Origin of the sequence: Streptomyces sp. CAI-85 (assembly GCF_013363615.1) — a bacterium.
Lineage (GTDB): Bacteria > Actinomycetota > Actinomycetes > Streptomycetales > Streptomycetaceae > Streptomyces > Streptomyces antibioticus_B.
Genome location: NZ_JAANNX010000048.1, coordinates 1 through 14,796, shown reverse-complemented (window position 1 = coordinate 14,796; position 14,796 = coordinate 1). Strand labels below are relative to the sequence as shown.

Here is a 14,796-nt window from a genome sequence, read left to right as displayed (position 1 = left end):
CCCGTCGCAGCGGGCTGAACGGCGGCGGCGGTTCGGGCGGTTCGCTCCCGCTCGTGGTGATGTGCGCCCGGTCCGCCGCCACCGCTCCCGTCGGGTGACGGGTTCAGCTCACTGGTTCAGCGTGCAGGGGGCCAGCGCCTCCAGACCCTGCGGCTTGGCGGCGGTGCGGCCGATGGAGATCGCGATGCGGTCGATCGTGGAGACGCGCTTGTCCTTCAGCGGGCCGAGGATCGCGTTCTGCACGAAGTTGGGGCCGCCCTGGCCGACCGTGTTCTGCAAGCGCGTGTTGGCCTCGCCGATCTGGGTCTGGAGCAGGGCGAGGTTACGGTCCACCTCGGCCTTCGCGGAGGCGGGGATCGCGGGCAGCCGGGAGGCGACGTCGGGGCAGGTGATGGTGCCCGCGGCGCCACCGCCGGCCTGGTTCGCGGGCGTCTCGGCGGCCCCGGCACCCGCGCCCGTGTCCGCACCCGCCCCGGCGCCGGTGTCCTGGCCCGCGTTTCCGCCCGCGTCGCCGCCGGGGGCCGCCACGCCGCCCGCGTTCAGCGTGCAGGGGGCGAACGCCTCCAGGCCCTCGGGCTTCGCGGCCGCGCGGCCGATGGCGGTCTCGATGCGGTTGAGCGTGGCGACCCGCTTGTCCTTCAGCGGGCCGAGGATCGCGTTCTGCACGAAGTTCGGTCCGCCCTGCCCGACGGTGTCGACCAGCCGCTTGTTCGCCTCGTCGATCTGGGTCTGGAGGAGGGCCAGGTTGCGGTCGACCTCGGCCTTCGCGGAGGCGGGGACCGCCGGGAGCTGTCCGGTGACGTCCGGGCAGGCGATCGTGCCGGGACCGGCCAGGGTCTTGGCGTTCGTGGCGGCCCCGCTCTTGGGCGACTCCCCGGCGAGGGCCGTGTTCACGACGACCGCACCGGTCAGCGCCACGGCGGCCACGCCACCGACGAGCGCCACACGACGCTTGTTGTACTTCGGAAGACCTCTGGACATCCGGATGCCTCACTCGGGTCGGGGGAGGGATGGTGAGTGGTGTGCAGCCGTGTGTACGGGTAAGCGGTTGCTGTTGTTCAAGGTCTTTTCGAAAACCCGGGGAGCGGTGCTCCCGCGAGGGGCCTGAATTGACGAATCATGCATCACTCTGCATACTCATGCATGAACGTGCGACGTTGAGTGCAGCGGTGAGGAGCAACGCAAGTGAGCAGCAACAGCGGTGACGTCCGGCTCTGGGGCGGACGTTTCGCCGACGGTCCCGCCGAGGCCCTGGCCAAGCTGTCCGCGTCCGTCCACTTCGACTGGCGGCTCGCTCCCTACGACATCGCCGGCTCCCGCGCCCACGCGCGCGTGCTGCACAAGGCGGGCCTGCTCACCGAGGACGAGCTGACCCGGATGATCGACGGGCTCGACCGGCTGGAGGCGGACGTCGCCGACGGCTCCTTCGTGGGCACGATCGCCGACGAGGACGTCCACACCGCGCTGGAGCGGGGCCTGCTGGAGCGTCTCGGCCCCGACCTCGGCGGCAAGCTGCGCGCCGGCCGCTCCCGCAACGACCAGGTCGCGACCCTCTTCCGGATGTATCTGCGCGACCACGCCCGGATCGTCGGCGGTCTGATCGCCGAACTCCAGGACGCCCTGATCGGCCTCGCGGAGGCCCACCCGGACGTGGCGATGCCCGGCCGCACCCACCTCCAGCACGCCCAGCCGGTGCTCTTCGCCCACCATGTCCTCGCCCACGTCCAGTCCCTCTCCCGGGACGCGGAGCGGCTGCGCCAGTGGGACGAGCGGACGGCCGTGTCGCCGTACGGCTCCGGTGCCCTGGCGGGAAGCAGCCTCGGCCTGGATCCCGAGGCGGTCGCCGCGGACCTCGGCTTCGAGCGCGGCAGCGTCGGCAACTCCATCGACGGCACGGCGTCCCGGGACTTCGTCGCCGAGTTCGCCTTCGTCACCGCGATGATCGGTGTGAACCTCTCCCGGATCGCCGAGGAGATCATCATCTGGAACACGAAGGAGTTCTCCTTCGTGACCCTGCACGACGCGTTCTCCACGGGTTCGTCGATCATGCCGCAGAAGAAGAACCCGGACATCGCCGAGCTGGCGCGGGGCAAGAGCGGCCGTCTCATCGGCAACCTCACCGGGCTGATGGCCACCCTCAAGGCCCTGCCGCTCGCCTACAACCGTGACCTCCAGGAGGACAAGGAGCCGGTCTTCGACTCCTGCGACCAGTTGGAGGTCCTGCTGCCCGCCTTCACCGGCATGATCGCCACCCTCACCGTGCACCGCGAGCGCATGGAGGAACTGGCCCCGGCCGGCTTCTCCCTCGCCACCGACATCGCCGAGTGGCTGGTCAAGCAGGGCGTGCCGTTCCGCGTCGCGCACGAGGTGGCCGGCGAGTGCGTGAAGGCCGCCGAGGCCGAGGGCAAGGAGCTGGACGAGCTGACGGACGAGCAGTTCGCGAAGATCTCCGCCCATCTGACGCCCGAGGTGCGCTCCGTCCTGAACGTGCCGGGCGCCCTGGCCTCCCGCGACGGGCGCGGCGGTACGGCGCCCAGCGCGGTGGCCGTCCAGCTCGCCGAGGTGAAGGCGGACGTGACGGCCCAGCACGCGTGGGCGAACCGCCTTTAGGAGCGCGGGGAACCGCACGGCCGGCCACGGCGCGCCCGCACCCGCCGAGCCGGCCCCCTGGGGCGAAGGGCGTCCCGCGCTACGTTGAGGGCATGCCCTTCGCCAGACTCGCCACCGCCACGACCCCCACCTGTCACATCGGCCTCGGCCTCGCCGCCGTCGGCCGCCCCGGCTACATCACCCTCGGCCGTGACCGCGACCTCGGGGCGGACCGCAGCGTCGAGGCCCTGCGCGCCCGCACCCACGAACTCCTCGACGCCGCCTACGCCCAGGGCGTCCGCTACGTCGACGCGGCCCGCTCCTACGGCCGCAGCGAGGAGTTCCTGGCGGACTGGCTCGACCGGAACCCCGGCCGGGACGACGTGGTCGTCGGCAGCAAGTGGGGCTACACCTACACCGCCGACTGGACCACCGACGCCGAACGGCACGAGGTCAAGGACCACGGCGTCGAGACCTACGAGCGCCAGCGCGCCGAGACGGCCGCGCTGCTCGGCGACCGGCTCGACCTCTACCAGATCCACTCGGTGACCCCGGACAGCCCGGCCCTCACGGACCAGGGCCTCCACGCCCGGCTCGCGGAGGCCGCCGCCCAGGGAGTGACCGTCGGCTTCTCCACCAGCGGCCCCGCCCAGGCGGACGCGATCCGGGCCGCCCTCGCCGTCACGGTCGACGGCGCGCCCCTCTTCCGTACCGTCCAGTCGACGTACAACGCCCTGGAGACCTCGGCCGGACCCGCCCTCGCCGAGGCCCACGACGCCGGACTCACGGTGATCGTCAAGGAGGGCATGGCCAACGGCCGCCTCGCAGGCCCGCACGCGCCGGACGCCCTGACCGCGGTGGCCGAGGAGAGCGGCCTCGGCGCCGACGCCGTCGCGCTCGCGCTGGTCCTGCGGCAGCCCTGGGCCGGCGTGGTCCTCTCCGGGGCGGCGACCACCGCCCAGCTCGCCTCCAACCTGCACGCGGCGGTCGTCGACCTGGACGACGGCCAGGTGTCCCGCCTGGCCGCGCTGGCGGAGGAGCCGCGGACGTACTGGGAGCGGCGCGGGGCGCTGCCCTGGCACTGAGAGAAGCTCGGGGTCCGCGACCCCTTCTGAGTCATGCATGCCTTACATGAGACATTCATGTCTCACATGGGCTACTCTCGTCTCATGGCTGTCGACCGTGACCACGTCCTGCGCAGTGCCGCCGCGCTGCTGACCCGTAAAGCCACCGCGACCATGGACGAGGTCGCCAAGAGCGCCGGGATCAGCCGCGCCACGCTGCACCGCCACTTCGCGGGCCGTGACGCGCTGGTCCGGGCGCTCGAATCGCTCGGCATCGAGGAGTGCGAGGCCGCCCTCGACGCCGCCCGGCTGGACGAAGGACCGGCGCGGGACGCCGTACGACGGCTCGTCCGGGCGATCGAACCGGCCGCCGGACTGCTCGCCTTCCTCTACACCGAGAACCAGCTCTTCGAGGGTGAGGAGCAGAACGCGGGCTGGACCCGCATCGACGAACGCGTCGAGAGCCTGTTCCGGCGCGGCCAGTCGGACGGCGAGTTCCGTATCGACCTCGCCCCGGCCTGGCTCACCGAGGCGTTCTACGGCCTGCTGGCCTCCGGCGCCTGGGCGGTCGCCGAGGGCCGGGTGGCCCGCAAGGACTTCACGCACATGATCGCCGAGCTGTTGCTCGGCGGCGCACTCAGAAGAGAGGAATCATGACCAGCACCCTGCCGGCGACCACGTCCGAGGCGGTGAGGCGCCCCGGCCGCTGGCTGGCGCTCGCCGTGCTCGTGCTCGCCGTGCTGCTGGTGGCCGTCGACGCGACCGTCCTCGGCCTGGCGACCCCGTACATCAGCGAGGACCTCGAACCCTCCGGGACCCAGCTCCTGTGGATCGGCGACGTCTACTCGTTCGTGATCGCGGGTCTGCTCGTGTCGATGGGCAGCCTCGGCGACCGCATCGGCCGTAAGCGCATCCTGCTCGTCGGCGCCACGGCCTTCGGCCTGGTGTCCGTGCTCAACGCCTACGCCACCACGCCGGAGATGATGATCGCGGCCCGCGCCCTGCTCGGCGTGGCCGGGGCGACCCTCATGCCGGCCACCCTCGCGCTGATCCGCAACATCTTCCACGACCCGCGCGAGCGCAGTCTCGCGGTCGGCATCTGGGGCGCCACGGCCTCCGCGGGCACCGCCGTGGGCCCGATCGTCGGCGGCTTCCTCCTCGAACACTTCTGGTGGGGTGCGGTCTTCCTCATCAACCTGCCGGTGATGATCGTGCTCGTGGTCGTCGGGCTCAGGACGCTGCCCGAGTCGAAGAACCCGGACCCGGGCCCCTGGGACCTGATCAGCGTGGCGCTGTCGCTGGTCGGCATGATCGCCGTCGTGTACGCGGTGAAGGAGTCCGCGAGCCACGGCCTGACCTGGGACGCGGCGACGGCCGGACTGCTCGGCGCCGCCGCGCTGTACGGCTTCGTACGCCGTCAACTCACGCTTCCGAAGCCGCTGCTGGACATGCGGCTGTTCCGCAGGCGCGGGTTCAGCGGCGCGGTCCTCGCGGACATGCTGACCGTCCTCGGCATGTCGGGACTGGTGTTCTTCCTGTCCCAGTATCTGCAACTCGTGCAGGGCAGGCGGCCGTTGGAGGCGGGGCTCGCCGAACTCCCGGCGGCCGTCGGCGCGGTGGTGGCCGGTCTGCTGGCCGGCCGGGTGGCCCGCCGCTACTCGGTACGGGCCGTGGTGTCCGGCGGTCTCGCCGCGATCGGCCTGGCCCTGGCCGCGCTGACGACGGTCGGCCAGTCCACCGGCTATCCGGTGCTGGGCGCCGCGCTGCTGGCGGTCGGGGTGGGCGCGGGCTTCTCCTTCACCGTGACCTCGGACGTCATCCTGTCCTCCGTCCCCAAGGAGCAGGCGGGAGCGGCGTCCGCGGTCTCGGAGACGGCGTACGAACTCGGCGCGGCCCTCGGCATCGCCGTACTCGGCTCGATCGTGACGGGCGTCTACCGCGGCTTCCCGTCCCCGGCCGGCACCCCGGACGGGGCGCACGAGTCGCTGGGCGGCGCGGTCGAGGCGGCGGCCCATATGCCGTCCGCCGCGGCCGAGGACATGCTCGCCTCGGCCCGGACGGCCTTCGTGGACGGCCTGACCCTGGCCTCCGGCGTCGGCGCGGCGGTCCTGCTGGCCACGGCGGCCGCGGCCTGGTTCATGCTCCGGGGCCAACGCCTGGAGAACTCCCCGTAGTTCAGGGTCCCGGTAGCTCACGTTCCCCGTAGTTCAGGGGTAGAGACCGGCGCGGAAGGTGAACGAGACCAGTTGCGCCCGGTCCCGCGCCCCGACCTTGGTCATGGCCCGCACCGCGTGCGTCTTCACGGTGTACGGCGACACGGACATCTGGGCGGCGATCTCGTCGTTGCCCAGTCCGCTCGCGACGAGGACGACGACGTCCCGCTCCCTCGGGGTCAGCGCGTCGAAGCGCCGCAGCAGCTCCCGGTCGATCACCGGGGGCGGGCTGTCGGTCATATGGCCGATGAGCGCGGCCGTCGCGGCGGCGGACAGTGCACCGCCGCCGCCGACGACCTCGGTGATCCCGGCGACCAGCTCGGCCGGGCTCACGATCTTGCTCAGGAAGCCGTTGGCGCCCGCGCGGAGGGCGGCGAGGACGATGTCGTCCTGGTCGAAGGTGGTCAGCACGATCACCCGCAGCTTCTCCGGCGGATGCTCCGCACGGATCCGGCGGGTGGCCTCCACCCCGTCGATGCCGGGCATCCGGATGTCCATCAGGACCAGGTCGACGGGGTGTTCGCGGAGGAAGGGGACGACCTGGAGCCCGTCGGAGAGATCGCCCGCGACGACGAGATCCGGGTCGAGCCGCAGCATCGCCCTGATGCCGGCCCTGATCTCGGCATGGTCGTCGACGATCAGCACGCGCGTGGTCATACGGCGGCTCCCAGCGGGCTGAACTCGGCGTGGACCCGGAACCGTCCGTCGGCGCTGTCGACGGTCAGCCGCCCGCTGGACGACTCGACGCGCTCGCGCATGCCCACGAGCCCGAGTCCACTGCCGGGGCCGGCGCCGCGTGGTGACGAGCGGCCGACGCGGTTCTCCACGGTGAGGCAGATCCGGCCGTCGCGCTCACGCACCTCCACCGTCGCCGTCCCGTCCCCGTGCCGGTAGGCGTTCGTCAGCGCTTCCTGGACGACCCGGTAGACGGTCACGCCGACGCTGGGCTCCACGAAACCGGCGGGCAGGTCGAGGGAGGGCCGGACGTCCAGGCCGATGCTCTCGAACGAGGCGATCAGGCTCTCCAGCCCGCTGAGCGCCGGGGTCGGCCGCAGCGCCTCCTCGTCGGAGACATCCCCTTCGAGCCGGAGGAGCGTGAGGATCCGCTGGGTCTCGACGACGACCGTACGGGCGCTGGACCTGGCGTCGACGAGGGCCTGCCGGGAGGACTCGGCGTCCTCGGGCAGCCCGATCTCCGCGGCGCCCAGGTGCAGGCTGAGCATCGCGACCTGGTGGCCGATGACGTCGTGCAGATCACGGGCGATACGGAGCCGTTCCTCGGTCACACGCCGGGTGGCCTCGATCTCGCGGGTGGCGATGGCGCTCTCGGCCCGCTCCTCCAGCGTGAGCCAGTGCTCGCGGTGGATGCGCAGCGCGGCCCCGGTCGCCCCGCCCGCCACGGCGGAGAAGAGGGCGGCCACCCCGACGAACGCGCCGCCGCGGAACCCGCCCAGCGTCATGAACGCGCCCAGGAAGGACGCCGCGACGATGCCCGTCCCGACCAGCGGCTGCTTGCCCCTGAGGGTGACCGAGAACAGCACGAGCACGGCCATCATCCACACCGACAGGGGGTCCTGGCCCACCGCCGTGACGGCGAAGGAGGCCGCGCTCGCCACGACCAGCCCGGTCCACGGCAGCCGCCAGGAGAGGGCGACACCGGCACCGGCGAGCAGCACGGCGAGAACCGTCGGCCCGTCCGAGTCACGCAGGACGACGGCCACGATCTGGCCGGTGAACACCAGCGCGGCCACCGCGTAGGCGGCGCCGTGCAGCGCCTCGGGGCGACGGACCCACAGGGGTGCGGCGGGGCCGTCCTGACTGTTCCGCGCCTTGACCATGTCCCGATTCTCGTCCACCTGTGCCGTGGACATGTACTTCGTTCGAAGTACGCGGCGGGTCCCGGGGCCGCCCAGACTCCTCACCGAGGCGCCCGCCTCACACCGACACGATCACTCACGGGACACCCGATGACTCAGACGACCGCCACGCTCAATCCGACGACGACTCTCTCCGGGCTCCGATCACTCCATCTGATCCGAGTCGCGTTCTCCCTGATCTGGGTGGCACTGGTCGGTACGACCTCGGCCTCGCTGGTGTCGACGGAGAAGCCCACGGCGATCGCGGCCGTGCTGCTGATCGTCTACCCGCTGTGGGACGTCGCCGCCACGCTCCTGGAACGCCGTCTGACCGGCACGACCGACCAGGTCGGCACCGCCAACGTGACCCTCGGCCTCGCCGCCACCGCCGGGATGACCGCCGCCGTCTTCTCCACCGTCGGCACGGCCCTGCTGGTCTTCGGCGTCTGGGCCCTGCTGTCCGGAGCGCTCCAGCTCGCCGTGGCGATCCGCCGCCGCCGCACGGTCGGCGCCCAGTGGCCCATGATCATCAGCGGCGGCCTGTCCGTCCTGGCGGGCGGCTCCTTCGCCGCGATGTCGTCGTCCCCGACGAGCGACCTGTCGGGCATAGCGGGCTACTCGGCCTTCGGAGCCTTCTGGTTCCTGATCTCGGCCGTAACTTTGACACTCCGCCGGCGCAGGGGCTAGGGGCGCGGGGAACTGCGCAAAGGCCACGCCCAACACCCTCGCCTGGCAGCCGACGCGAGCCTTCGCAACCCAGGGGCGCGGGGAACTGCGCGCCCAGCCCCCACGCACCCGCACCAAAAAGAACCGCTACGCAGCCTTCGCCTTGGTCGCATACATGTCCACATACTCCTGCCCGGACAACCGCATCACCTCGGCCATCACAGAATCCGTGACCGCCCGCAGCACATACCGGTCCCGGTCCATCCCCTCGTACCGGGAGAACTCCATCGCCTCCCCGAACCGCACCGTCACCCGCCCGGGCCGCGGCATCCCCGCCCCACCCGGCTGCAACTTGTCCGTGCCGATCATCGCGAACGGCACCACCGGCGCCCCCGTCATCAGGGTCAGCCGGGCGATCCCGGTCCGCCCCCGGTACAGCCGTCCGTCGGGCGAGCGCGTCCCCTCGGGGTAGATGCCGAAGACCCGGCCGTCCTCCAGGACCCGGCGCCCGGTCATCAGCGCGGCCACACCCCCGCGCCCGCCGTCGCGGTCCACGGGGATCATGCCGACGCCGGTGAAGAACCAGGCCATGAGCCGGCCCTTGAGGGTCTTGCCGGTGACGTACTCGTCCTTGCCGATGAAGAAGACCTGCCGGTCGCACACGAGCGGCAGGATCATCGAGTCGATGAAGGTGAGGTGGTTTCCGGCCAGGATGACGGGGCCGTCGCCGGGGATGTGCTCCGCGCCCTCGACCCGGGGGCGGAACATCAGGCGCATGACCGGTCCGAGCACTGCCTTGATGAGCGCGAAGCGGGACAACGGGCCCTCCGATGCCAAGGGATAACGGTGTGACTGTGCAGGTGAGGACGATACTCGCGGGCCCGCCGCCGACGCACATCGGGTTCACCGATGCCTTACGCACTGTTGACGTACGTTTACCTGTACGGCCGAACGCCACCCGCCCGTCACCTGCGTGGAACGCCCGTGGAACGCCCGGGAGCCCACCACGAAACAGCCTCTTCCTCCTTCCCGCGTGTTGGCGTCGCGGTCTCCCGACGGTCATGTCCACGCCCCTACGATCGGCGCGCACGGACGAGCCGACGGCAGGAGACCCCGCGATGGACCCCGCGACGGGAACGCAGGACGAGACCACCAAGGCGAGCGCGACACCGGCCGGCACCGCACGCCGGGCCCTGCTGGGCGCGGCCGTGCTCGGCGCCACCACGGGCGCCCTAGCCCTGTCGGGCACGGCGAGCGCGACGCCGGACCGGCACGGCGGTCTGAGGAGCCTCCCCGTCCCGACGGTCATCGGTCACCGCGGCGCCAGCGGCTACCGCCCCGAACACACCCTCGGCTCCTACCAGCTCGCCCTCGACCTCGGCGCCGACATCGTGGAGGCGGGCGACCTGGTCCCCACCCGGGACGGTCATCTCGTCTGCCGGCACGAGCCGGAGATCGGCGGCACGACGGACGTCGCCGACCACCCCCGGTTCGCCGGGCGCAGGACCACCAAGGTGCTCGACGGCGTCCCCACCACCGGCTGGTTCACCGAGGACTTCACGCTCGCCGAGCTGAAGACCCTGCGCGCGACCGAGCGCATCCCGGCCAACCGCCCGCACAACACGCTCTACGACGGCCGCTGGGAGATCCCGACCTTCGAGGAGGTCCTGAAGTGGCAGGACGAGCAGACCCGTAGGCGCGGCAGGCAGGTCTGGATCTACCCGGAGATCAAGCACCCCACCTACTTCCGCACGCTGGGCCTCGGCCTGGAGGAGCGGGTGGCCAAGCTGCTGCACAAGTACGGCAAGGACCGGAAGACCTCGCCGGTCGTCCTCCAGTCCTTCGAGCCGACCAGTGTCCAGCGGCTGAACAAGCTCGTGGACAACCCGCTCGTGGTGCTGCTGTCCGGCGCCGCGACCCGGCCCTGGGACTTCGTCGAGACGGGCGACCCGCGCACGGTCGCCGACCTGGTCACCCGGGCCGGACTGCGGGAGATCGCCGGGTACGCGCAGGGCATCGGCCCCACCCTCGACCTCGTCATCCCCAAGGACGCGAACGGCAACCTCACCACCCCGACCACGCTGGTGCGCGACGCCCACGCGGTCGGACTCCTGCTCCACCCCTACACCCTTCGCAACGAGAACCCTTTCCTGCCCGCGAACTTCCGCAAGGGCACCGACCCGGACGCCTACGGCGACGCCTTCGGCGCCTACCGCGCGTACTTCGCCACCGGCATCGACGGGATCTTCACCGACAACCCGGACACGGGCCTGCTCGCCCGCGCGGAGTTCGTCAACGGCTGACCACCCGTAGGAGTGACAGTCGGCCGGCCGGGCAACCAACGGCCCGGCCGACCGCATCGTGTGGCACATGACGTACGACCTGCTCACCACGTTGCGCCCGCTGCTCGCGGCCGAGGTCTCCGCCGAGGCGCACGCCACCGGTACCGAACCCGGCGATCTCGAACAGGCGGTCTGGCTGCGCCTGCTGGAGCACCTCGCCGCCGACGGCCCGCCGCACGACCCGCCGGTCTGGCTGCGCCGGGCCGTCCGCGCCGAGGTCCGCCGCACCCGCCGTACCGGCCGCCGCGAGGGACCGTACGAGAGCGAGCCCGTCGACGAGCGCGACCACGGCCCCGAGCAGACGGCGCTCACCGGCGCCCGGCACCGCGCGCTGCGCGAGGCCGTGCACCGGCTGCCCGGCCGCTGCTCCCGGCTCCTCCAGGCGCTGCTGTCGCCGGAGGACCCCACCTACCGGGAAATCGCCGGTGAGTTGGGTATCTCACAGGGCAGTCTCGGACCGGAACGCTCCAGATGTCTGGGTTGTCTCCGTCGTTTGCTGGCACCGGAGGTTGCGGCCCGCCAAGTGCGGGGATAGGAGTGAGGGACCACAGGCGATCAGGTGAGCGGGAGGCGTGCGCACATGGGCATGAGCGTGACCATCTCGGTGGCGACCGAGCAGGATGCCGAGCAGATCTTCAGGTTGCAGTACCTGTGCTTCCAGAGCGAAGCCGCGCTGTACGGCAACTACCGCATCGCCCCGCTGGTCCAGACCCTCGACTCGGTCAAGCAGGAACTCGCCGCCGACTGCGTCTTCGTGGCCCGGCTCGGCGAGGAGGTCGTCGGCTCGGTGCGCGGCACCCTCACCGAGGACGGCGCGGCCGCCATCGGCAAGCTGTGCGTCCACCCCCGCCTCCAGGGCCACGGCATCGGCGCCCGCCTCCTGCGCGCCGCCGAGACGGCCCTCGCCGACGAACGCGGCGCCACCAGGTTCCGCCTCTTCACCGGCCACCGCAGCGAGGGCAACCTCCGCCTCTACCGCCGAGTCGGCTACCGGACGGTCGGCACCTCCCAGGGCACGGACGGCGTCCCCATGATCGTCCTGGAGAAGGCGGCGGGCGAATACGCGGCTACGGCTTAGCGGTCCGGGACCTGCGCAGCCAGTACAGCGCCGACAGGGGCAGCAGGACCGGGATGAAGACGTAGCCCATGCCGTAGTCGGACCAGACCGTCGAGTCGTGGAAGGCCGACGGTTCGATCAGGGTCCAGGTGCCGACGATCAGGACGCCCGCGAGTTCGGCGGCGCAGCAGAACTGTGCCGCCCTGCGGGCCGTCTCGCCGCCGCGGACCAGGGAGTACGTGATGAAGCCGTACACGAGCCCGGCCACCGCCGACAGCGTGTACGACAGCGGCGCCCGGTCGAAGTCCGTCGCGATCTGGTACGCCGAGCGCGACACCGCGCCGACCACCATCACGCCGTAGAACCACACCAGCACGATGCCGGGCCCGCTGATCAGCCGGGCCGGCTTGTCCTGAACGGCCGTCAACTCAGCCTCCCCAGATGTCGTAGAGCCGGACCTCGAGGACGGCGAGGACGACCGCGCCGGCCGCGACCGTCACCGAGCCCCACCGCGTCCGCTCGGCCAGCGACATGAACCCCGCCGCCGGGACGCACGCGAACGCGCCCAGCAGATACGCCACGAAGATCGTCGTGCCCTGCTCCGGCTTCTCGCCCCGCGCGAGCTGCACGATCCCGACCACGAGCTGGACCGCGGCCAGCAGCGAGACCACGGCCATCCCGATGAAGTGCCAGTCCTTCGTCGGCTGGTCACGGTAGGCCGCCCAGCCGCACCAGGCGGCCAGCAGCAACGCGGCGACGCCGGTCACCAGCGTCAGGGCATCAAGCATGCAGCGACCTTATTACGCCGTAATCGGCGCCCGGCGGCCGGGCCCGGGGCGCGACGTAGGGTCTAGACCATGACGACGATCCACTCACAGGCCCTCCACCCGCAGGCCCTCCACGCACAGGCCCTCCTCTTCGACAACGACGGCACCCTGGTCTCCACCCTGGCCTCCGTGGAACGCTGCTGGACCCGCTGGGCCCACGAGTACGGCATCACCGCCGAGCAGTTCGCCCGTGTCCCGCTGCACGGCCGTACCGCCGTCGAGATCGTCGGCGATCTGCTGCCCGCCGCCCGGGTCGCCGCCGCCGTCGCCCGCGTCGAGCAGTTGGAGGTGGAGGACGTGCCCAACGGCGGCGTCTCCCTGCTGCCCGGCACGCGGGAGTTCCTCGACGCGCTGCCCGCCGACCGCTGGGCCGTCGTGACCTCCGCCACCCACCGGCTCGCCGAGGCCCGCCTCGCCGCCGTCGGGATCCGGCCGAAGACCCTGGTCACCGCCGACGACGTCAGCCGCGGCAAGCCCGACCCCGAGCCCTACCTCCTCGCCGCCCGCACCCTCGGCGTCGACCCCGCCGCCTGCGTCGTCTTCGAGGACGCCCCCGCCGGACTCGCCGCCGGCCGTGCCGCCGGGATGACCACCGTGGCCTTGGCCACAACCCACCGTGCCGAGGAGCTGGACGCCGACCTGGTGGTCGAGAACCTGTCCGCCTTGTCCGCACTGGTCACCGACGGGGGTGTGACCGTCTCCGTGCGCGGCTGACCGGCACCCCGTCGCGGTCCACCCCTGTCCACGGCTGTCCACTATCCGGACAGCCGTGTTCTGTCAGCACCATGGGTCTGCTTTACTGATGCCCATGACCACGACGAGCTGCCGCACCCTTGCGACCGAGGCGACCATGACGCCCGGTGCTCGTTGTCTGTGTCGAATGTGCGCCTTCTAGAGGGCCCCCGCACCACCCCCCGAGCCTCGCGCCCCGAAGCGAGACGCCGTGGCACGTCCGTACGCCGCCCCTGGGCCGTGACGGACCGCAGCCGCCCCGCGCACACATGATCTCCCTGCGTTCCACCGCCACCGCGAGAGATGTGTCGCGCCCCTGACAGCCTGCACCCGTGCGCCCGGGCACACCCACGCCCGCGCACTCGACAGTGACGGAAACCCACGTGATCACCACCACGGGCCTGACCAAGGTCTACCGCTCGCGCGGCCGTGAGGTCACCGCCTTGGACGGCGTCGACCTGCACGTCCGCGAAGGAGAGGTGTACGGCGTCATCGGCCAGTCCGGCGCCGGCAAGTCCTCGCTGATCCGCTGCGTCAACCTGCTGGAGCGCCCCACCGCCGGCACGGTCACCGTCGCCGGACAGGACCTCACCGCGCTCGCCGGGAACGGACCGCGCGCCGGCCGCGCCCTGCGCCAGGCCCGCAGCCGGATCGGCATGGTCTTCCAGCACTTCAACCTGCTCTCCTCGCGGACCGTGCAGGACAACGTCGAACTCCCGCTGGAGATCCTCGGCAGCACCGGAAAGGAACGTTCCCGCAAGGCGCTGGAGCTGCTCGACCTGGTCGGACTCGCCGACAAGGCGAAGGCGTACCCGGCCCAGCTCTCCGGCGGCCAGAAGCAGCGCGTCGGCATCGCCCGCGCCCTCGCCGGCGACCCCAAGGTGCTCCTCTCCGACGAGGCCACCAGCGCCCTCGACCCCGAGACCACCCGCTCCATCCTCCAGTTGCTGCGCGACCTGAACCGGCAGCTCGGCCTCACCGTCCTGCTCATCACCCACGAGATGGACGTCGTGAAGTCGATCTGCGACTCCGCCGCCCTTATGGAACGCGGCCGCATCGTCGAGTCCGGCACCGTCAGCGAACTGCTCGCCACCCCGGGCTCCGAACTCGCCGCCGCGCTCTTCCCGGTCGGCGGCGAGGCCACCGGCCCCGAGCGCACCGTCCTCGACGTCACCTTCCACGGCGAGGCCGCCACCCAGCCCGTGATCTCCCAGCTCTCGCGCACCTACAACATCGACATCTCGATCCTGGGCGCCGCCATCGACACCGTCGGCGGCCTCCAGATCGGGCGGATGCGCATCGAACTCCCCGGCCGCTACGAGGACAACGTCGTGCCGGTCGGCTTCCTGCGCGAACAGGGCCTCCAGATCGACGTCGTGGGCCGCGAGCCCGTCTCCGCGCTGGTGAAGGAAGGTGCCAAGTGACCTGGTCCGAGATGCAGCCCCTGCTG

At 71.8% G+C, this 14,796-nt stretch carries 16 protein-coding genes; 10 read left to right on the top strand and 6 right to left on the bottom strand.

Annotated features, from left to right (window positions below; translation table 11 throughout):
- Positions 1-108: 108 nt before the first annotated feature.
- Positions 109-981: a hypothetical protein gene (locus G6W55_RS29765; protein WP_175523857.1), complete on the bottom strand. Its 873-nt coding sequence runs from the start codon at positions 979-981 to the stop codon at positions 109-111.
- A gap of 204 nt (positions 982-1,185) precedes the next feature.
- On the opposite strand from G6W55_RS29765, the gene argH reads away from it, so the two are divergent.
- The 4 genes from argH to G6W55_RS29745 all read left to right on the top strand — a co-directional run bounded on the left by argH (position 1,186) and on the right by G6W55_RS29745 (position 5,827).
- Positions 1,186-2,610, top strand: a complete 1,425-nt coding sequence (gene argH, locus G6W55_RS29760; RefSeq protein ID WP_175523856.1) for an argininosuccinate lyase — start codon at positions 1,186-1,188, stop codon at positions 2,608-2,610.
- A gap of 92 nt (positions 2,611-2,702) precedes the next feature.
- Positions 2,703-3,674: an aldo/keto reductase gene (locus tag G6W55_RS29755; protein WP_175523855.1), complete on the top strand. Its 972-nt coding sequence runs from the start codon at positions 2,703-2,705 to the stop codon at positions 3,672-3,674.
- 84 nt (positions 3,675-3,758) lie between these two features.
- The gene (locus G6W55_RS29750) at positions 3,759-4,310 is read left to right on the top strand and encodes a TetR/AcrR family transcriptional regulator (protein WP_244368907.1); all 552 of its coding nucleotides are present in this window, start codon (positions 3,759-3,761) and stop codon (positions 4,308-4,310) included.
- Positions 4,307-5,827 carry an MFS transporter gene (locus G6W55_RS29745; RefSeq protein WP_175523853.1) on the top strand — a complete coding sequence of 507 codons (1,521 nt, stop codon included), beginning with the start codon at positions 4,307-4,309 and terminating at the stop codon, positions 5,825-5,827. Before G6W55_RS29750 ends, G6W55_RS29745 begins: the two co-directional genes overlap by 4 nt.
- A 33-nt stretch (positions 5,828-5,860) precedes the next feature.
- Here the strand turns inward: G6W55_RS29745 and G6W55_RS29740 are convergent, their stop codons facing one another.
- Both G6W55_RS29740 and G6W55_RS29735 read right to left on the bottom strand, forming a co-directional pair.
- Positions 5,861-6,523: a response regulator transcription factor gene (locus G6W55_RS29740; protein ID WP_175523852.1), complete on the bottom strand. Its 663-nt coding sequence runs from the start codon at positions 6,521-6,523 to the stop codon at positions 5,861-5,863.
- The gene (locus G6W55_RS29735) at positions 6,520-7,737 is read right to left on the bottom strand and encodes a sensor histidine kinase (RefSeq protein WP_254876498.1); all 1,218 of its coding nucleotides are present in this window, start codon (positions 7,735-7,737) and stop codon (positions 6,520-6,522) included. The genes G6W55_RS29740 and G6W55_RS29735 overlap by 4 nt, the downstream gene beginning before the upstream one ends.
- A 96-nt stretch (positions 7,738-7,833) precedes the next feature.
- On the opposite strand from G6W55_RS29735, the gene G6W55_RS29730 reads away from it, so the two are divergent.
- Positions 7,834-8,409, top strand: coding sequence for a DUF308 domain-containing protein (locus G6W55_RS29730; RefSeq protein ID WP_175523851.1), 576 nt, complete (start codon positions 7,834-7,836; stop codon positions 8,407-8,409).
- Positions 8,410-8,535: 126 nt separating this feature from the next.
- Here G6W55_RS29730 and G6W55_RS29725 read toward each other — a convergent pair whose 3' ends face one another.
- Positions 8,536-9,207, bottom strand: a complete 672-nt coding sequence (locus G6W55_RS29725) for a 1-acyl-sn-glycerol-3-phosphate acyltransferase (protein WP_175523876.1) — start codon at positions 9,205-9,207, stop codon at positions 8,536-8,538.
- Between the two features lie 299 nt (positions 9,208-9,506).
- On the opposite strand from G6W55_RS29725, the gene G6W55_RS29720 reads away from it, so the two are divergent.
- The 3 genes from G6W55_RS29720 (at position 9,507) to G6W55_RS29710 (ending at position 11,808) form a co-directional block, all read left to right on the top strand.
- Entirely contained in the window at positions 9,507-10,691 is a 1,185-nt protein-coding gene (locus G6W55_RS29720; RefSeq protein ID WP_175523850.1) for a glycerophosphodiester phosphodiesterase, read from the top strand.
- A 67-nt stretch (positions 10,692-10,758) separates the two neighbouring features.
- Positions 10,759-11,265, top strand: a complete 507-nt coding sequence (locus tag G6W55_RS29715) for a sigma-70 family RNA polymerase sigma factor (RefSeq protein ID WP_175523849.1) — start codon at positions 10,759-10,761, stop codon at positions 11,263-11,265.
- 45 nt (positions 11,266-11,310) lie between these two features.
- Positions 11,311-11,808, top strand: a complete 498-nt coding sequence (locus G6W55_RS29710) for a GNAT family N-acetyltransferase (protein ID WP_175523848.1) — start codon at positions 11,311-11,313, stop codon at positions 11,806-11,808.
- Here G6W55_RS29710 and G6W55_RS29705 read toward each other — a convergent pair.
- Together G6W55_RS29705 and G6W55_RS29700 are read right to left on the bottom strand one after the other, a co-directional pair.
- Positions 11,798-12,214, bottom strand: coding sequence for a hypothetical protein (locus G6W55_RS29705; RefSeq protein WP_175523847.1), 417 nt, complete (start codon positions 12,212-12,214; stop codon positions 11,798-11,800). The genes G6W55_RS29710 and G6W55_RS29705 overlap by 11 nt on opposite strands.
- 1 nt (position 12,215) lies before the next feature.
- A complete protein-coding gene (locus tag G6W55_RS29700; protein WP_030786068.1) occupies positions 12,216-12,575 on the bottom strand; it encodes a hypothetical protein in 360 nt (119 codons plus the stop codon).
- 69 nt (positions 12,576-12,644) lie between these two features.
- On the opposite strand from G6W55_RS29700, the gene G6W55_RS29695 reads away from it, so the two are divergent.
- Together G6W55_RS29695 and G6W55_RS29690 are read left to right on the top strand one after the other, a co-directional pair.
- Complete coding sequence (locus G6W55_RS29695; RefSeq protein ID WP_175523846.1) at positions 12,645-13,328, top strand: HAD-IA family hydrolase; 684 nt, start codon at positions 12,645-12,647, stop codon at positions 13,326-13,328.
- A gap of 401 nt (positions 13,329-13,729) precedes the next feature.
- Positions 13,730-14,770: an ATP-binding cassette domain-containing protein gene (locus G6W55_RS29690; protein ID WP_175523845.1), complete on the top strand. Its 1,041-nt coding sequence runs from the start codon at positions 13,730-13,732 to the stop codon at positions 14,768-14,770.
- Positions 14,771-14,796: the final 26 nt, after the last annotated feature.